Below are 19,090 nucleotides of genomic sequence, written 5' to 3' on the forward strand. Positions count from 1 at the left end.
GCCGCACGACGGCTGGAGACCTCGATGAAACTGACCCTGCAGATCGACAAGCTGCGCATGCTCGCCCCGTTCCGGATCAGCGGCTATGTCTTCGAGCATGCGCCGGTACTGCGCGTGGAACTGGAAGACCAGGGCCACCGCGGCCGTGGCGAGGCCAGTGGCGTCTACTACCTCGACGACGCGCCCGAGCAAATGCTGGCGACGCTCGAAGGCCTGCGCAGCCAGATCGAGGCCGGCATCACCCGCGCCGACCTGCAGCAACTGCTGCCGCGCGGCGGCGCCCGCAATGCGCTCGACTGCGCCTTGTGGGATCTGGAGGCCAGCCGCGCAGGCAAGCCGGCATGGGCGCTGGCGGGCCTGCCGCAGGTCCGTCCGCTGCTCACCACCTGGACGCTCGGTGCCGACGATCCGGCGACGATGCAGTCGATCGCGATCAATCGGTATGCACCGGCCAAGGCGCTCAAGCTCAAACTCAGCGGCGAACTGGATATCGACAGCGAGCGCGTCCGGGTGGTGCGTCAGGCGCGGCCGGATGTCTGGATCGGCGTGGACGCCAACCAGGGCTACACGATCGACGTGCTCGATGCGCTGATTCCTGTGCTGATGGACAACGACGTCAGTCTGCTCGAACAGCCGCTGCGACGCGGTCGCGAGGCCGATCTCAAGGGTTTCGCCAGGCCGCTGCCGTTCGCCGCCGACGAAAGCGTGCAGGACGTGTCCGAGATCGGAGCGCTCGAAGGCCTGTTCGACGTCATCAACATCAAGCTCGACAAGTCCGGTGGCCTGACCGAAGGCCTGGCGATGGTCGACAAGGCCCGCACGCTGGGTATGCAGGTGATGGTCGGCAACATGATGGGCAGCAGCTGGGCGATGGCGCCGGCCTTCATCGTCGGCCAGCACTGCGACGTGGTCGATCTCGACGGACCGCTGGTGCTGGCCGAAGACCGCGTGCCCGGCGTCCGCTACGACGACGGCCTGGTCCATTGCGACGACAGCGTCTGGGGAACAGGAGTCCAGGCATGACGGTGTCCAAACCCGGCCCCCGCCGCTGGCAGCGTGTCGCGTCCGGCCTGCTGCTCGCGAGCGCTGCACTGTGCATTTCGCTGCAGGCGCAGGTGCCTGCGCCGGCGCAGGGATCGCCCGTTGCCGAAGCGCCCGCCGTCGCGCAGGACGCGTCCCCCGCAGGCGACGTCCCGCTCGATGCATCGCGCGTCGATACCTTCCTCGACGGCCTGGTGCCCTATCTGATGGCGCAGGGCGATCTCGCCGGCGCGGTGGTGACCGTGGTCGAGAACGGTCGCGTCGTCACCGAGCGCGGGTTCGGCTTCTCCGATGTCGACACGCGCACGCCGGTCGATCCGCGGACCACGCTGTTCCGCCCCGGTTCGATCTCCAAGCTGTTCGTCTGGACCGCAGTGATGCAGCTCGTCGAGCAGGGTCGTCTCGATCTCGACACCGACATCAACACCTATCTCGACTTCGAGGTCCCGTCCAAGGGCCAGCCGATCACGCTGCGCCAGGTGATGACGCATACCACGGGCCTGGAAGAACGCCTGCGCTATCTCATCGTGTTGGGGCCCGATCATCCGGCCACCGGCGAGCAGTACCTCAAAGAATGGGTGCCCGAGCAGATCTTCGCGCCCGGCACCAAGCCGGCGTACTCCAACTACGCCACCGGCGTTGCCGCCTACATCGTGGCCCGCATCAGCGGCCAGTCGTTCGAGGACTACGCTCAGGCGCACATTCTCGGCCCGCTGGGCATGCAGTACGCCAGCTTTCATCAACAACTGCCGGCCGCGCTGCTGCCACATGTCGCCAATGGCTACCGGCTCGGTTCCGGCAAGTCCTGGCCGGCGGAGAAGACCACTGCGCCGGGCATCGGTGGCCTGTACGCGTCGGGCGGGTCGATGGCGCGCTTCATGCTGGCGATGCTCAACCAGGGCGAACTCGACGGCCAGCGCATCCTGCGCCCCGACACCGTCGCGCAGATGCTGGCGCCGCAGCCGGCCTACCTGCCGCATCTGCCGCGGATGGCGCTGGGCTGGATGACCTCCGATACGGCCGGCTATGACACCCGTTCGCACGGTGGCACCACGCTGTTCTTCTATTCGTGGCTGTATCTGGTGCCCGAGCGCAACATCGGCCTGTTCGTGTCCACCAACAGCGCCGGCCGCGATGCCGCGGGTTCGGCGCTGCGTGCGCAGGTCTGGGAGCGTTTCGTCGCCGAGTTCCTGCCCCCGCGCCCGATCGTGGCGGCCGGTCCGGGCGTCGATGCCGACACCGCCCGGACGCACGCGGCCGCGCTGGCGGCTGTGAACTGGCAGAGCACGCGCCGCTCCGACAGCTCCTATCTGCGCGTGATGAACCTGTTGTCGCCGGTGCGGGTGCATCCGCAGGCCGACGGCACGATCACCGTCGATGGCCAGAAGGGGCTCAATGGCCAGTTGCTGCGGTGGCGCGAAGTGGCGCCGTGGCTGTGGCAGGAAGAGAACGGCCGCGGCCTGCTCGAAGTGAAGCTCGAGGACGACAAGCCGGTCTACTTCTCGGCCGGTCCTTTCGCCTCGGTGTTCGGCTACGAGCCCTTCCCGGCCTGGCGCTCGCCCGGCTGGCTGCGCCCTGCACTGCTGGTGTCGCTGGCGCTGCTGCTGCTCTCGGCGGTCCTGCGCGTCGGTGGCGTGTTCGTGCGGCGTCATTACGGCGTAGCGGCACCTATCCAAGCCCGTGGCCTGCGCTGGACGCAGACACTGTCGATCACCGTGCTGCTGGCAGGCGTCCTCGCATGGGGGCTGTATGCCACAGCGATATCGGCACCGGGCGGCGTGGCGGACTATCGCGACCTGCCACTGCTGCTGGTGCAAGCGCTGTCGTGGCTGGGTGTGGTGGCCGCGCTGGCCCTGGTCTGGGTCGCGGTCCGCAAGCCCGCGACGTGGCCGCGCGTGCGTCGCTTCGGCAGTTGGGTCGTGGCGCTGGCCGGGCTGGCCGTGGCCTTCGCCAGCTGGACGCAGGGTCTGCTGACCACCGGCGTGCAGTTGTAGGCGGCAGCGGGGATCGACCATGCGCAGCGGCAGCGAGTCCCCGCGGTCCTGGTTCGGGCAACCGCCCGGCCTGACCATCCTGTTCTTGACCGAAATGTGGGAGAAGTTCTCCTACTTCGGGATGCGGGCGCTGCTGGTCTACTACATGACCAAGCAGCTGCTGTTTTCCCAGCAGCAGGCCTCGCTGGTCTACGGCCTGTACACCGCGCTGGCGTATCTGACGCCCGTCTTCGGCGGGCTGATCGCGGACCGCTGGCTGGGCAAGCGACGTGCGGTGATCGTGGGCGGCGCGGTGATGGCGTTGGGCCACTTCCTGATGGCCTTCGACGCCCTGCTGTATCCGGCGCTATTGGCGATCGTGCTCGGCAACGGCCTGTTCCTGCCGACCCTGCCCGGCCAGGTCGGCGACCTGTATCGGCGCGAGGACCCGCGCCGCGGCTCGGCGTTCAACGTCTACTACGTCGGCATCAACCTGGGGGCGTTTCTCGCCCCGCTGGTCTGCGGCACCCTCGGCGAGGTCTACGGCTGGCATGTGGGCTTCGCCGCGGCCGGCATCGGCATGCTGCTCGGCCTGGCGATCTACATCGGCGGGCGCCGGCATCTGCCGCCCGATCCGCCGCGCAGTGTCGGCACGGCCTTGCCGCTGTCGGCGCTGTGGCAGCCGGCGTATCGCCCGTTGTTGCAACTGATGGGGATGATCGCCGGGCTGGTGGTGGTGTTCCGGCTGGCCTACGAGCAGATCGGCAACACCATCGCGATCTGGCTCGACACCGGCGTCGACCGCGCGGTGACCGCGGACTTCACCGTTCCGATGACCTGGTTCTTCTCGCTCAATCCGCTGCTGGTGTTCCTGATCACGCCGTGGCTGGTGCGGGCCTGGACCCGGCAGGCCCGTCTGGGGCGCGAACCGCCGCCCTTGACCAAGATGGCGATTGGCGCTGCCATGGTCGGTGGCGCGTTCGCGCTTGTCGCGGTGCTGGGCGGCACCCCGGCCACTCAGGTCGGCTGGCTGTGGGCCGCCCTGTTCTTTGTGATGTTCACGCTCGGTGAGCTGTTCATCCTGCCCGTCGGGCTGGGCCTGTTCGCACGTCTGGCGCCAGCCGGCTTCGGCGCGACGATCATCGCCGCATGGTTCCTCGCATCGTTCGGCGGCAATCTGCTGGCGGGCGCGGCCGGCACGCTGTGGTCGCGCCTGTCGGTCCATGCCTTCTTCGCGGCGATGGCGGGCGTCTGCGTTGTCGTCGCGCTCTCGCTATGGCGTCTGGAACGGCGCGCGCGCCCGCTGCTCGCCGCTGACGCCAACGACGACGCGCGGGTCTAGCCCCCCGCGGTCCTTGCCCACCACCGCACCGCGTCGGCGTGCTGTGCGCCGTGCGGTCGCCCCCGGATGGCGACGCGCCTGATGCTGCAATGCAGCGCATTTTCGGGACAATGCGTCCGATATTCCTTGACAATTCTCTGATCAGGATAAATATTGCCGTAACGGGATTCTCGGAAGATGGCCATGTCCACCACACCGCACGCCCCTGTCCTGACCCGCCGACGTCTGCTCGGTGGCGTGGCCGCCCTGGCTGCGGGCGCGATCGCGTTTCCCGCCATCGCGCGCGGCCGCCATGCGGTCATCCCCGGCGTGGCGACCGACTACTCCACCCGAGCAGTCGATCTCGTCCGCGAGTCCCTGGTCATCGACATGCTCGGCGTGATCAAGATCGATTTTCGCCCCGAGTATCCGGCCATCCGCATCAGCGACCAGGACGCAGCCGACATGCGGGCCAGCGGCATCACCGCCCTGCATCACGCCATCGGCCTCGGCGGTCCGGACGCGTTCCAGGAGACGCTCGCCTACATGGCCGCATGGAACGGCTTCGTCGGCCGGAACGGGCACGTCTTCACGCTGGTCGGCGAGGCGGAAGACCTCGACCGTGCCAAGGCCGACGGCAAGGTGGCGGTGATGATCGGTGTCCAGAACGCCGAACACTTCCGCACCCCGGACGATGTCGCCCTGTTCTACCGCCTGGGCATGCGCTGCGCCCAGCTCACCTACAACGCGCAGAACCTGCTCGGGTCGGGCGCCACCGACCGGGTCGATGGCGGCGTCAGCGATTTCGGCGTGCAGATCATCGAAGCGATGAACGCGTCCGGCATGCTGATCGACGTCTCCCATTGCGGCGATCGCACCACGCTCGACGCGATCGAGCTGTCGCCGCGCCCGGTCGCGATCACCCATTCCAATTGCCGGGCGCTCAACGACCATCCGCGGGTCAAGACCGACGAGGCGATCCGCAAGCTCGCCGCCAAGGGCGGGGTCATGGGCATCACCGGTGTGCGCATGTTCGTGCGTGACCGCGAGCCCACGACGATCGAACACATGGTCGATCACATCGACCATGTCGTGAAGCTGGTGGGCATCGACCATGTCGGCATCGGGTCGGATGCCGACCTGCACGGCTACGACGACATGCCCAGCGACCAGTTGGCGGCGCTGCGCGCCAGCTACAAGGCCAGCTACGCGTTTCGCGAGCGTATCGACACCGACGGCTTCGACCATCCCCGCAAGACCTACGACCTCGTCGAGGTCCTGATCCGTCGCGGCTACAGCGACGGGCACATCCGCCAGATCCTCGGCGGCAACTTCCGGCGTCTGCTCGGCCAGACCTGGAAACCGATCGTTCTTCCCACCTGATCACGTCCATTGCGGAGCCCGGCATGCGCACGATGAAACGTTCGATTCTCGCCTCCACGCTGGCCATGTGTTGTGCCGGCCAGATCCCCCAGGCGTTCGCGCAGGACGCCGACAGCGACACCGGCCGCAAGGCGCCCGACGCCGTGGAACTCGACCGCGTGGTCGCCACCGCGCAGAAGCGCAGCGAGAACGTCATGGAGGTGGCCTCGGGGGTCAGCGTGATCAGCGAGGAACGCCTCGAAGCGTTCGGCGCGACGCGGCTCAACGACTTCGCGGCCTATGTGCCGGGCTTCCAGGTCGACAGCGGCGGCGCGCCCGGGCAGACCGCGATGGCCCTGCGCGGCGTGGCCCCGCTGGGCGGCGGCTCGATCATCGGGACCTACATCGACGACACGCCCATCGGCCCCAGCACCAACAAGCAGCGTGCGACGACCTACGCGCTCGACCTGCTGCCCTACGACATCCAGAGCGTGGAGGTGCTCCGCGGTCCGCAGGGCACACTGTATGGCGCCGGGGCGATGGGCGGGTTGTTCAAGTACATCACCAAGGCGGCCGATCCGGATGCGATCGAGTTCCGCGCCGGCATGGACGTCAACACCACCAGCGAAGCCGGTGACCTGGGCACCGGCCTGCGCGCGGCGATCAACGCGCCGATCGTCGAGGGGCGGGTCGGCCTGCGCGCCAGCTTCTCCAGGCAGGTGACGCCGGGCTACGTGGACCAGCCCGATCTCACCGGCGACGACGCCAAGGACAGCAACGGTTATTCGCAACTCGCCTCGCGCGTGGCGCTGACCTGGCGCCTCACCGACCACGTGAACCTGCGCCTGCAGACGCTGCACCAGCTGGTCGACGCCGACAACACCGGGCAGGTCGGTCTCACCCCTACGACGCTGGCGCCGTTGCGCGGCGAGCTCGACGGCATCCTGTTCCGTCCCACGCCCTATCGCATGGAGACCAACTACCACTCGGCGATCCTGGACTGGGACCTGGGCAACCTCGACTTCGTGTCGGCGACCAGTTTCTCCGAGACCCGGATGGACGAGACCCAGGACGCCACGCTGGTCTACGGCGTTGCCTGGCCGCTGCTGACCGGGGGCGCGGTGCCGGCCGGTCAGGCGCAGTTCGACGTGTTCCTGGGCAACCGCAAGTGGACCCAGGAGTTCCGGCTCAGTTCCAAGGCCGACGACCGCTTCGAATGGCTGGTCGGCACCTTCCTCACCGGCGAGAAGCACGGCAACCGTCAGAAAGTCAGCCCCTACGACAGCAACGGCAATCCGCTGCCGTTCGAGGCCGCGTCGGGCACCCTGCCCGGCCGTTACGATGAGCAGGCGCTGTTCGCCGATGCGACCTACAAGTTCAGTCCGCGCTTCGACGTGTCGGCCGGCGTGCGCTACGCCCGCAACGAACAGGACTTCGAGCAGCACACCACCGGTGCGCTCTATGGCGGCACGCTCGACCTGGTCGATTCGATCGACGAGAACGTGTTCACCTGGAAACTCGCCTCCCGCTGGCATCTCGACGACCGGTCGATGCTCTATGCGCGCTATGCGACGGGCTACCGGCCCGGCGGCCCGAACGTCTCGGTGACGGGCTCGGTGCCGATGACGCGCTCCGACACGCTGGGCAACTTCGAGCTGGGCTACAAGTCGCACTTCTGGGACCGGCGCGCGATGCTCGACGTGGCGGTGTTCCGTATCGACTGGGACGACATCCAGTTGCGCGAGACCGTCAACGGCATTTCGCGGATGGGCAACGCCGGCAGCGCGAAAAGCCAGGGCCTGGAACTTGCGGCGCTGGTCCGCGCGACCGAGCGGATCACCGTCGGGTTGAACGCCGCCTACACCGATTCCGAACTGGGCGACGTGCCGCCCGCCAGCGGCCTGACCTCGGGCAGCCGCATGCCGCTGACGCCGCGCCTGAGCTGGTCGAGCACCATCGACTACGACTTCGAGGCCGGGCCGCATTGGCACGGGCGCGTCGGCGGCGGCTTCCGCTTCACCGGCAACCGGGTCGGCATCGGCGGCTACGAGATCGAGAGCTACCGCGCCGTCGACCTCCACGCCGAGCTGACCAATCTGCGTTGGACCGCGCGTCTATACGCCCGCAATCTGACCGACGAGCGCTCCTACGTGTCCACCGGACTCGTGCGCGATGTGTTCAACCGCGACGTTGCGGTGGTCGGCGTGCCGCTGCAACCGCGCACGGTCGGCATGTCGATCGACTACCGCTTCTGAGGTCCGCTGCGCGCTCGGTCCCACCGATGCGTGCAGCCGCCTACCCCCTGCTGCCTCTGCAGGCGCGTCCTCGTGCCTGCTCTCCCCTGCTGTCCACGCCCCACTGGAGCTTGACCTTGATGACACCTTCTTCGAACGGCGCGGCGCACGCGGTCATCGCGTTGCCGCAGCCGTACCTGCTGTTTCTCGGCGATGTGACCGAACCGGGCTTTGCCAAGACCGCGATCGGTCTGCGCGACTGGGCGCCGGAACACTGCGTCGGCGAGTGGGCCCTGCCCGCAGCAACCGTCAGTACCGGCCTGCCGTCGATGACGCCTGCACAGGCCTACGCCGCTGGGGCACGCGCGCTGGTGATCGGTATCGCCAACCAGGGCGGCACGATCCTGCCGAGCTGGATCCCGTCGCTGCTCGAAGCCATGGAGCAGGGCCTGGACCTGGTCAGCGGCATGCACCAGGTGCTCGCCCACATTCCGGAACTGGCCGAGGCCGCGGTCCGGCTCGACCGCCGCCTGATCAGCGTGCGCGTGCCGCCGCCGGGCATTCCGGTCGCCAATGGCCGCAAGCGCAGCGGCAAGCGGGTGCTGACGGTCGGCACCGACTGCGCCCTGGGCAAGAAGTACACCGCGCTGGGGCTGGTCAAGGGCCTGCGCGCGCGCGGCGTCGATGCCGATTTCCGCGCCACCGGGCAGACCGGCATCCTGATCGCCGGGGGCGGCCTGCCGATGGATGCGATGGTCGCGGACTTCTCGGCCGGCGCCGCCGAACAGCTCAGTCCAGACGCCGCGCATGACCATTGGGACGTGATCGAAGGACAGGGTTCGTTGTTTCATCCCGCCTATGCCGGCGTGACCCTGGGACTGCTGCATGGCAGTCAGCCAGACGTGTTCGTCGTCTGCCACCAACCCGGGCGTGCCCACGTGCTCGGGTACCCCGACTATCCCCTGCCCTCGATCGAGGACGTGATCGACCTGACGGTGCGTCTGGGCAGCCGCACCAACCCGGCGATCCGCTGTGTGGGGGTCAGTCTGAACACGCATGGCATGAGTCCGGAGGCCGCATTGGCGGCCTGCGCTGAAGTGTCCTCGCGTCTGGGTCTGCCTGCGGGCGATCCGATGCGCGCTGAAACCGGTTTTGAACACGTCGTAGAGGCTTGCATCGCATGAAGAGTCTGAAGAACACCCTCGTCCTCGGTCTGGCCTTCGCGCTGGGCGCCGTCCCGCTGTCGGCATCGGCCGACAGCCGCGTGGTCGAGAAGGAAATCGAACGCCTGGCCTCGTCCATCGATGGCACCGTCGGCGTCTCGGCATGGCGACTGGACGGGACCGGCACGCCGGTGCACCTCAACGCCGATCAGCGCTACCCGATGGCGAGCACGTTCAAGATCGCGGTCGCTGCGGCGATCCTGGCCAAGGTCGATGCTGGCGAGCTCGCACTGGACACGCTGGTCGCCGTGGAACCGGAGAAGTACGTCGATTCGCTGGTGATCGCCGAGCATTTCATCCATCCCGGCGTCAGCCTGTCGATCCATAACCTGATCGAAGTGATGATGACCAACAGCGACAACACGGCGACCGACGTGTTGGTCGAGCAGGCCGGCGGGCCCGCGGCGGTGACTGCCTGGTTGCGGGGTCAGGGCATCGAAGACCAGCGTCTGGATCGCGACACCCGCACGCTGCTCAGGGAGTTCTACGGCGTCGACACCCGCGGTCTGAGCAAGGCCGACGTGGTGGAACTGGTCAAGGCCAACCCCGAACTGGCCACGCGCGGCGCGGGTGCGTATGCCCCCTACGACAACGACCCGCGCGACACCTCCACACCGCCGGCGATGGCCACGCTGCTGCAGCGCATCTTCAGCGGCCAGGCACTGAGCGAAGCGAGCACACGCGTGCTGACCAGCGTGATGGAACGCTGCCGGACCTGCGATGCGCGTCTGCGCGGTCGCATGCCACCAGGCACCGTGGTCGCCGACAAGAGCGGCACCGTCGGCGGCACGGTCAACGACGTCGGCGTGGTCACCCTGCCGGACGGCAGCCAGTTTGTCATCGCCGCGTTCGTCAAGGCCAGCAACGCGCCCCGGCCGGAACGCGAACGCGTGATTGCCGAAATCGCACGCACCGTCCGCGACTTCTACCTGTTCGAATCGGCGGACGCCGCACGATGACGACGCAGGCCAGCCGGTTCCAGCGCTATCTGTTACCGGGCCTGGCCTTCAAGTCGGCGGTCATCGGCGGCGGCTACGCCACCGGGCGCGAACTGGCGGAGTTCTTCCTGCCTTCGGGCCCATGGGGCGGGCTGGCCGCCATGACCCTGTCGATGGTCGTGTGGAGCGTCGTATGCATATTGACCTTCCTTCTGGCGCGGGAGATCCGCGCCTACGACTACCGCAGTTTCTTCCGGCATCTTCTCGGCCGTGGTTGGTGGACGTTCGAAGTCGCCTATCTGGCTCTGATCGTCGTCGTGCTGGCGGTGTTCGGGGCGGCGGCCGGTGAACTGGCCGCCACCATGTTCGACTGGCCGCGCCTGGTCGGCACGCTGCTGCTGGTGGTGGTGATCACGGCCGTCGTGCAGGCCGGCACGACGGCCGTCGAGCGGCTGTTCAAGCTGATGTCGCTGTTCATGTACGTGGTCTACGCGCTGGCGGCGTGTCTGATCTTGTTGCGCTTCGGCGATGGTTCGATGGCACGCATGTCCGGCAGCAGTGGCCTCGGCCCGCATTGGGCACTCGATGGGCTGACCTACGCCGGGTACAACGTGTTCGCAGCGGTCTCGACCCTGATCGTCGTCAGGCACCTGCTGCGTCGGCGCGATGCCGTCGTTGCCGGTGCACTCGCCGGACCGCTGGCGATCGTGCCGGCGATGGTGTTCTACGTCTGCATGCTGGCCTTCCTGCCCGATATCGCCGACGCGCCGCTGCCGTCGGACATGATGCTCGGCAAGCTGGAGCTGCCATGGTTCCAGTGGCTGTTCCGTCTGATGATTCTGGTCGCCCTGGTGGAGACGGGTGTGGCGTTGATGGCATCGGTCGATGCGCGCTTGCGTATCAACTGGCGCGAGCGCACCGGCACCGAACCCGGCCCGGGCCTGCGCACGGCGATCATCGCCGCGATCCTGCTCGGCGCGGTGTTCATGGCCGACGCGATCGGACTCGTCGCGCTCATTGCGCAGGGCTACCGCCTGCTGGCCTACGCGATTCTGGCGACCTATGTCGTGCCCCTGCTGCTATACGCGTTGACGCAGCTCTGGAGGCGTCGCGGCGATGCATTCGAGCCATCTGCCGCGCCGCCGACCGCGCCGGGTGCGGGCTGATCGGGATGGCCCGTCGTCACCAACCCATAATCCCTGGCTATAGACCGGCGGCGTGAATTCAATAGCCCGGCCAGGACGCGCCATCGAAGATGGAGGCCGTCCGGTGTTGGCCAGCAAGCCCAGGTCCCGCATGTCGCCCGATCCCGAAGCCCCCGCGCTGTGGCCGCCGCCCTTCCTGCTCTATCTGGGCGATGCGCAGGACGCACTCGCGGCCAAGACCGCGCGCGGCCTGGCCCAGTTCCGTCCGCAGTGGTGCCGGGCCCAGTTCCGCGGACCGCAATGCCGCACCAGCGTGGACCTGCCGGACATGGGCGTCGTCGACGCCCGGGCCGCCGGCATCAACACCATGGTCGTGGGCGTCGCCAATGCCGGCGGCCGGCTCGGACCGGCGATCGTCGCCGATGTCATTGCCGCGCTGGATGCCGGCCTCAACGTGGCATCGGGCCTGCACGAGCGGCTCACCGCGCATCCGTCGATCGTCGAAGCCGCGCGGCGCAACGGCCGTCATCTGTTCGATGCACGCACGCCGCCCGCGGTCCCGGTCGGCACCGGTCTGAGACGCGCGGGCCTGCGTCTGCTGACGGTCGGCACCGATTGCTCCAGCGGCAAGATGTACACCGCGCTCGCGCTCGCACAGGCGCTGCGCGCACGCGGTAGGCGCGCCGACTTCCGCGCGACCGGCCAGACCGGCATCTTCATCGCCGGTGGCGGATTGCCGCTCGATGCACTGGTCGCGGACTTCATCTCCGGTGGCGTCGAGTGGCTGTCCCCGGCACGCACCGATGGGGGCTGGGACGTCATCGAGGGCCAGGGGTCGCTGTTCCACGCGTCCTTTGCCGGTGTGTCGCTGGGGCTGCTCCATGGCGCCCAGGCCGACGCCCTCGTGCTGTGCCACGCACCGGGGCGCACGCATATGCGCGGGCTGCCGCATTACCCGCTGCCCGACCTGCGCACCACGTTGGACGCGAACCTCGCAGCCGCACGCCTGACCAATCCCGCTGTGCAGGCGGTCGGGATCGCCCTCAATACCTGCGACCTGCCCGATGCCGACGCGCTGCGTCTGTGCCGAGAGATCGAGCAGGCATTCGGACTTCCCACGCAGGACCCCCTGCGCCACGGCACTGACGCCATCATCGACAGGATCCACGCATGCTTCCCTGGTTGAGCGCCGTCCCGCGCTCGTGGCCGCTGGCCACACCGTTCCGCATCTCGCGCGGCTTGCGCACCACGGCCGAGGTGGTCGAAGTCCATATCCGCGACGGCGGCCGCATCGGACGCGGCGAATCGACGCCCTATGCACGCTATGGCGAGACGATCGACTCGGTGATCGCGCAGGTCGAAACACTCGCCCGCCTCCCACCGGCCGCGCTCGACCGTGCGCAGTTGCAGCGGATGCTACCGGCCGGTGCGGCGCGCAATGCCGTCGATAGCGCGTTGTGGGATCTGGAATCGCAGCGCCGCGGTGTGCCGGTCTCGGCGCTGCTCGGGCAGACCGATCTGCCCTGCCTGCCGACCGCCCAGACCATCGGTCTGGACACGGCCGAGCGCATGGCCGAAGCGGCGCGCGGCCATGCGCATCTCGACCTGCTCAAGATCAAGGTCGGTGCAGACGATCCGGCGCGCTTGATCCAGGCCGTCCGCGATGCCGCGCCGCAGGCCCGCCTGATGGTCGACCCCAACGAAAGCTGGACGATCGACCTGCTGCAGGCCATGCAGCCGCTGCTGGCGGCCACGCGGGTGGAACTGGTCGAACAGCCCTTGCCGGCAGGCGAGGACGAACGCCTGCGTGGCTTCCAGTCGGCAACTCTGCTGTGCGCGGACGAGTCGTGCCATGTCGCCGAGGACCTGCCGCGCCTGCAGGACCTCTATGGCGTCGTCAACATCAAGCTCGACAAGACCGGCGGCCTGACCGGTGCGCTGACGCTGCTGGATGCCGCGCGCGCGCAGGGCTTCGAGATCATGGTCGGTTGCATGGGCTGTTCGTCGCTGGCGATCGCGCCGGCGCTGCATGTCGGCCGGCACGCGCGTTTCGTGGACCTGGACGGCCCGCTGTGGTTGCGCGACGATCACCCGGGTGGCGTGCACCTGGTCGGCGGCCTGCTGCAGCCACCCGCGTCCATGTTGTGGGGCGGCGGCCGCCGCATCGAGGTCGAGGACCGGACGCCCACGTCGATCGCCCCGGCGCAGCCGCCCAGGGTGGCGCCCTCCCCGCTGACCGCCTGAGCCGCCACGGCCGGCCGCGCCGATCCGAACGGTGGGCCGATCGCAATCCCGGAGCCGACCATGCGTTTCCGCCAGATCGAAGTCTTCCATGCGATCTACACCACCGGTTCGATCAGCGGCGCCGCGCGCACCCTGCACGTCTCGCAGCCGGCGCTGAGCAAGGTGCTGGCGCACACCGAGCAGCAGCTCGGCATGGCGCTGTTCCGGCGTGTGCGCGGCCGTCTGGTGCCGACCGATGAAGCGCATGCGCTGGCCAACGAAGCGGCGGAAGTCTTCCGGCGCCTGACCTCGCTGCAGAAGACCGCCAGCAACCTGCGCTTCATGACCGATGGCCACATCCGCCTTGCGGTGGTGCCATCGCTTGGCCTGCAGGTGGCACCGTTGGCGATTGCCCGATTCCGCACGCGCTATCCGCACACCACCTTCGAAGTGCAGACCCTGCACCACGACGACCTGTTCCGTGCGCTCTACGAGCGCAGTTGCGACATCGCCATCGGCTACGACGCGCCCACCCATCCACGGCTCAAGCGTCGCGACCTCACCGACGGCGAGCTGGTGCTGATGTTCCGCGAGGCGGACATGCCCGACGTCGGCGCGCGGATTGCATTGCAAGCCCTGCAGGACCGCGAGCTGCTCGGCATGACGACCGGCGGCCCGCTGGGCGATCTGTTCAATCGCGAGCTGCAGCGCCTGCAGGTGCGCGTGCGCGAAGTCGTCTCCAACCAGACCTTCTACATCGCCGCCGGGCTGACCCGGTGCGGCGCGGGCATGTCGATCGTCGACGAGTTCACCGCCCAGGCCTTCGCCGCCCCCGGGCTTGCATGGCGGCCGCTGTCTCCGGCCCTCGGCTTCAAGGTGCAGTGCATGTTCCTCGAAGAGCGTCCGCCATCACGGCTGATCGAGGGATTCCTCAAGCAGTTCTCGATCGCGCTGGAGGGGCGCGGCCCCCCGCTCGGCCTCTGAGTCGCCGTGCGGCGCCCCGGCGCCGTCCTGCGCAGGCAAGGCATCGACGAATGCGCCGACCAGACTGACGAAGCGCGCGGGGTCCTGCGTATGCAGGAAGTGCGAGCTGCCTTCGAAGGTGATCTGCTGGGCGCCATAGCGCGACGCCAGCCCACGTTGGCTGTCGAGCCAGACCTCCAGGACATCGTCGCCGAGCCGCAGCACGCCGGCCGACAACACCAGTGCGGGGACACCGGAGACAGGTTCGAGGCTGCGCACCTGCGCCTCGCTGGCCTGCAGCGCGGTGAATTCGCGCGCCTGGATCGGCGCGAGCTTGAGCAGGGGCGCCACCCACCACGGATCGGCACACCGCGACTCGCCCAGTGCATCCAGGCAGCGCAGCATGAAATCGGCGGCGCGGGCATCGTCGAACACCAGACCGGCGATCTGATCGGGATAGCGCGCGGCGTAGGCCTCGGCCACCAGGCCACCGAGCGAATGGCCGACCAGCACATACGGCGGCGCGATCTGCGTCGTCTCGAGCAGCCCGTGCAGTTCGTCGGCCATCGTCACCACATCGCGCGGTCCCGGCGGTGCGGCATCGCTCTCGCAGTAGCCCAGTCTGTCGTAGGTGAACACACGACCATGTCGCAGCAGTCCCTCGAGCACCGACGCCCAAGTTGCCTGGCCGCTGCCCAGCCCCGTGATCATGACCAGCGTCGGACGTCGGTCGTCCGGATCGCCGCTGATGGACCAGCGCATGCGCAGACCATCGACATCGGCGTTGCGCAACGTCGCCGCGAACGGCAGCGAGGCACTGCAGCTGCCTTTGCGGATCTGCAGGTGCAAGGTGAGCACCGCGCCGACCAGCAGCAAGGCCCCGACCGCCAGCAGGATCCGCAGCCAACGCCGGCGACGGCGCGGGGACTTGGGGGGATTGGTCATCAGTGAGGACTCCGCTGCAGGGACAGTGTGCTGCTGTTGATCGAGACCTCGAGCGTGGCGCCGCCAGGCGGGATGCGCAGGCGGATCGGCCGCACCGGGTCCTCGGCGATGAAGCCGCCACTGCTGTCGCGCCGGAACATCTGCATCGTGCCGTCGGCAGGCGTCAGCGCCGAGAAGATCCGCACCGCAAGCCGATCGCCTTCGGGTGCGGGCACGCGGTAGCGCAGGCCGAGCGCAGCATCGACGTACTCGCCCGGATGCACCGCGGCCACTGCCGGTTCGGTCCACAGACCGGCGGGCACAAGCGCCGCAGCAATCGCATCGGCACGCGGAATCGGGTCTTGGTCGCCGCGGTTGCACAGCACCGCGACGCCCAGCCTGTGCTCGGGCAGCCGCAGGTACTGCAGGCGGAAGGCTTCAGCCGCGCCCGCGTGCTCAATGACGCGCTGGCCGTTGCGCTCGCCCACGCGCAGCCCCCCCGCATAGCCCAGCCCGTCCGGGACGCCGGCAAAGCCACCGTCGGACAGCTGCGCCGGCGTCCACATGATCTCGCGCACCGCATCGGTCCACACTCGATGGCCGACCTCGATGTCGTACTCGTAGCGGGCCAGATCCTTCGCAGTGAGCATCAGCCCGCCCGAGCCGCCGATCAGCGGATAGGTGTCGCGCACCTGGAAACCGCCCTTGGCAGGCACGTATCCGTGGGCGACGGCGGCACCCGTCGGGCGTTGCCCGGCGAGGAAGAACGCATCGCGCATGCCCAGCGGCTCGAAGATGTGCCTGCGGACATACTCGGCGAAGGGCAAGCCGGTGGTGCGCGCCACGATCTCGGCCAGCAGCAGGTAGCCGCCGTTGGAGTACTCGAAGCGTGTCCCCGGCGCGAACGCGGTGTCCGGGCGCGCGGTCACCAGCCCGACCGCGCCTGCCTGGTCGAGAACGCCCCAGTCCGAGACGCCGGCCATCGCCGCGAGCATCAGCCAGTCCGGCAGGCCGGACGTGTGATGCATCAGCATCCGCGGCGTGATCGTGCCCGACTGGCCCGGAAGTTCGGGGATGTACTGCCGCACATCCCCGTCCAACTCGATCGTGCCGGCCGCCGCCAGTTGCGCGACCGCCAGTGCGGTGAACTGCTTGGACACCGAGGCCGCGTAGAACAGCGTGTCACCGTCGATCGGGCGACCGCGATCGAGATCGGCCAGACCCGCGGACGCCGCCAGGATCACCTGCCCTGCGCGCGAGGCGGTGATCGCACACCCGGGCCCGTCCGCCGCGATGCCGTCGACGGCCACTGCCGTCGCCGGCGATGGCTCGGCCGACTGCACCTGGCATGCCAACAGCAGCCAGGGCAGCGACCACGACAAGGACTTCAGGACCCGCGCGCGCGATGGAACGGGCATGGCATCAGAACCGGTAATCGAAGGACACGCCGATGGTACGCGGTTGCAGCATCACGCCATTCCAGCGCGTCAGACGCGCCGATCCCAACAGGGTCCGACTGGCCGCGGTGAAGGTATCTTCGTTGGTCACGTTGTTGACGAAGAAGCGGAACGAGGCGTCGGTGCTGCCCAGTTCGGCGCTCAGATCGAGCAGGCTGTAGCTGGACAGATCGATCGACTGCGACGCCGCCACCGACAGCGGACGGCTGCCGTAGTAACGCAAGGCGCCGGCCAGGCTCCAGGCCCACTCGCCCCGGGTCGGGAACTGGTAGTGCGCCTGCACGCTGCCGCTCCACTCGGGGACCTGCGGCAGCGGCGTGCCCGCCGGCGCCTGACCCGGAATCGACGCCGTCAGTTCGGCATCGGTATAGGTCAGCGTCCCGCTCAGGCGCAGGCCGTCGCTCGCCGCGATCGAGCCGCTGAACTCGACACCCTGGCTGCGTGCGCTGCCACCGTTGAGGCCATAGGAAATGCCGCTGGGCGTTGCCAGGTTGAGACGGATGTCGTCCCAGTCGATGCGAAACACCGCAGCCTCGACCAGGGCACGCCGGTCCCACAGATGACTTTTGATCCCCAGTTCGTAGTTGACCAGCGTATCGGCGTCGACCTGTCGCGGCACATCGGGCGCATTGGCGATCAGCGGGTTGGGACTGCCGGCGCGATAGCCGCTGGCGGCCCGCAGATAGGCCATGCTGTCCTCGCCAAAGAACAGGCGCGGACTGACGCTCCAGGTGGTCACACTTTCCGAGGAGGTGCCGTTGTAAGCCTGTCCGCCGCCCAGCAGGCCGCCCAGGCTCTGGTCGAACACCTGGTCGTTCTGTGCATGGCGCAGGCCCAGGGCCAGGTCGAAGCGGTCGCTGAACTTCCAGGTCGTATTGCCGAACAGCGCCTTCTCGCGATACGTGGTCAGCACATCCGCGGTGAACAGCGAGGCCACCGGCGTCATGGTCGCGCTCATGACGTCGCCGAACTCGATGTAGTCGGCGTCCTCGTCGGTGTAGAACGCGCCGATCTGCCACGCCAGCCTGCTGGTGTCCTTGGAAGTCAGGCGGACTTCCTGGGTGAACTTGCGCAGACCGATCTTGGTGTCGAGCGCCGCGTAGGCCAGCGGGCCACGACCGGGCGTGCCCCCGAGCAGCGGCACGTACTCGGCCGACAGGTCCTGCACGCGCCAGGTGCGCGAGTCGAGCCAACTGCTCGATGCATTGAAATCGGCCCAGCCCAGATCCCAGTCGACGCTCAGCCCGTAGACATCGGCATCGATGGTGCTCGGCTGCAGCAGCAGATAGTCGCTGGCGTAGCCCGGCAGCGAGCGCTCGAGCGTCACCGGATCGAGCGAGACCACGCCAAGGTTGTCGGCCCGGTTCTGCTGGGTGATCGCGCTGAGCACCACCTCGAGCGTGTCGATCGGCTGCCACAGCAGCGACAGGCGCCCGGCCTTCTGGCGCACGTCGTTGGTGTCGCGGCGCTGGAGCACGGTGTTGTCGATCCAGCCCGGCGTCGCCTGCTCGGCGTAGCTGGCGCGCATTGCCAGCTTGCCCTCGGCCAGTGGCGCGTTGATCGAGACGCGTCCGGCGTAGCCCACGTGCCCCCCGTCGTCGATGACGCTGACCGTGCCACCGGCCCGGCCTTCGAAGTAGTCCAGTTCGGGGCGACGGGTGACGTACTTGACCAGACCGCCCAGCGCACTGGCGCCATACAGCGTGCCCTGCGGACCACGCAGCACTTCGACATGCTGCAGGTCATAGGGCAGCAGATCGAACATGCCCGACGTGCCGCCCGACAGCGACCCGTTGGGGGTCAGCGGGATGTCGTCGACGTAGATCGCGGTCGATGCCGTGTTGCCCATCGGCACGATGCCGCGCAACGACACCTGCGCGCGGCCGGGCCAGCCCAGGTTGTTGACCTGCAGGCCGGGAATCACACCGGCCAGGTTGTTGACGTTGTTGATCTGCAGGCGGTCGAGGGCTTCCTCGCCCAGTACGCTGATCGACATCGGGATTTCAGTGGGCGATTCCACACGCTTTTGTGCGGTGACCTGGATCACATCGAGCGTGCGCGGGGCCGACGGGGACGCCTCGGCGTCTTCGGGCGCGTCCTGCGCCAATGTCTGGAACGTGGTGCCGGATGCCAAGAGCCCGCAGAGGCAGGCCAGTGTCAGCAGGGAGGGACGGAGTGTGTGGTTGCGCATCGTGTTCAGTCTCGACAAGTGGGGAGGCCCCTGAAAGGACGGACAGAACCCGGTTCTTGGGGGAGGAGCGCGGTGGGAAACACACAGTGAGGGGG

The 19,090-nt window shown here is 68.4% G+C and carries 14 protein-coding genes; 11 read left to right on the forward strand and 3 right to left on the reverse strand.

Annotated features, from left to right (window positions below; translation table 11 throughout):
- The first annotated feature begins 24 nt into the window (after positions 1 to 24).
- The 11 genes from ABE505_RS06050 (at position 25) to ABE505_RS06100 (ending at position 14,444) form a co-directional block, all read left to right on the forward strand.
- Positions 25 to 1,023: a dipeptide epimerase gene (locus ABE505_RS06050; protein WP_346442462.1), complete on the forward strand. Its 999-nt coding sequence runs from the start codon at positions 25 to 27 to the stop codon at positions 1,021 to 1,023.
- Entirely contained in the window at positions 1,020 to 3,035 is a 2,016-nt protein-coding gene (locus ABE505_RS06055; RefSeq protein WP_346442460.1) for a serine hydrolase domain-containing protein, read from the forward strand. The genes ABE505_RS06050 and ABE505_RS06055 overlap by 4 nt, the downstream gene beginning before the upstream one ends.
- Before the next feature lie 19 nt (positions 3,036 to 3,054).
- Positions 3,055 to 4,356 carry a peptide MFS transporter gene (locus ABE505_RS06060; protein WP_346442459.1) on the forward strand — a complete coding sequence of 434 codons (1,302 nt, stop codon included), beginning with the start codon at positions 3,055 to 3,057 and terminating at the stop codon, positions 4,354 to 4,356.
- A gap of 183 nt (positions 4,357 to 4,539) precedes the next feature.
- The gene (locus ABE505_RS06065; RefSeq protein WP_346442458.1) at positions 4,540 to 5,718 is read left to right on the forward strand and encodes a membrane dipeptidase; all 1,179 of its coding nucleotides are present in this window, start codon (positions 4,540 to 4,542) and stop codon (positions 5,716 to 5,718) included.
- Positions 5,719 to 5,750: 32 nt separating this feature from the next.
- Positions 5,751 to 7,952, forward strand: coding sequence for a TonB-dependent receptor (locus tag ABE505_RS06070; protein WP_346446143.1), 2,202 nt, complete (start codon positions 5,751 to 5,753; stop codon positions 7,950 to 7,952).
- A 119-nt stretch (positions 7,953 to 8,071) separates the two neighbouring features.
- Positions 8,072 to 9,115, forward strand: a complete 1,044-nt coding sequence (locus ABE505_RS06075; RefSeq protein ID WP_346442617.1) for a DUF1611 domain-containing protein — start codon at positions 8,072 to 8,074, stop codon at positions 9,113 to 9,115.
- Entirely contained in the window at positions 9,112 to 10,113 is a 1,002-nt protein-coding gene (bla, locus tag ABE505_RS06080; RefSeq protein WP_346442456.1) for a class A beta-lactamase, read from the forward strand. Before ABE505_RS06075 ends, bla begins: the two co-directional genes overlap by 4 nt.
- Positions 10,110 to 11,258, forward strand: coding sequence for a hypothetical protein (locus ABE505_RS06085; RefSeq protein WP_346442455.1), 1,149 nt, complete (start codon positions 10,110 to 10,112; stop codon positions 11,256 to 11,258). Before bla ends, ABE505_RS06085 begins: the two co-directional genes overlap by 4 nt.
- 130 nt (positions 11,259 to 11,388) lie before the next feature.
- On the forward strand, positions 11,389 to 12,423 hold the full coding sequence (gene dgcN, locus ABE505_RS06090; RefSeq protein WP_346442454.1) for an N-acetyltransferase DgcN: 1,035 nt from the start codon (positions 11,389 to 11,391) through the stop codon (positions 12,421 to 12,423).
- Complete coding sequence (gene dgcA / locus ABE505_RS06095; RefSeq protein WP_346442453.1) at positions 12,408 to 13,481, forward strand: N-acetyl-D-Glu racemase DgcA; 1,074 nt, start codon at positions 12,408 to 12,410, stop codon at positions 13,479 to 13,481. The genes dgcN and dgcA overlap by 16 nt, the downstream gene beginning before the upstream one ends.
- 60 nt (positions 13,482 to 13,541) lie before the next feature.
- Positions 13,542 to 14,444 (forward strand): LysR substrate-binding domain-containing protein, encoded by a 903-nt coding sequence (locus tag ABE505_RS06100; RefSeq protein WP_346442452.1) that lies wholly within the window; start codon positions 13,542 to 13,544, stop codon positions 14,442 to 14,444.
- On the opposite strand, the gene ABE505_RS06105 is transcribed toward ABE505_RS06100, so the two are convergent.
- From ABE505_RS06105 to ABE505_RS06115, 3 genes are read right to left on the reverse strand one after another with little or no spacing between them, the layout of a single operon-like run.
- Positions 14,370 to 15,368 carry an alpha/beta fold hydrolase gene (locus tag ABE505_RS06105; protein WP_346442451.1) on the reverse strand — a complete coding sequence of 333 codons (999 nt, stop codon included), beginning with the start codon at positions 15,366 to 15,368 and terminating at the stop codon, positions 14,370 to 14,372. The genes ABE505_RS06100 and ABE505_RS06105 overlap by 75 nt on opposite strands.
- Positions 15,368 to 16,765, reverse strand: coding sequence for a serine hydrolase domain-containing protein (locus tag ABE505_RS06110; RefSeq protein ID WP_346442450.1), 1,398 nt, complete (start codon positions 16,763 to 16,765; stop codon positions 15,368 to 15,370). Before ABE505_RS06110 ends, ABE505_RS06105 begins: the two co-directional genes overlap by 1 nt.
- A 4-nt stretch (positions 16,766 to 16,769) precedes the next feature.
- Positions 16,770 to 18,995, reverse strand: coding sequence for a TonB-dependent receptor (locus tag ABE505_RS06115; protein ID WP_346442449.1), 2,226 nt, complete (start codon positions 18,993 to 18,995; stop codon positions 16,770 to 16,772).
- Positions 18,996 to 19,090: the final 95 nt, after the last annotated feature.

It is taken from the genome of Luteimonas sp. TWI382, from assembly GCF_039674545.1.
Classification (GTDB): Bacteria; Pseudomonadota; Gammaproteobacteria; order Xanthomonadales; family Xanthomonadaceae; genus Luteimonas.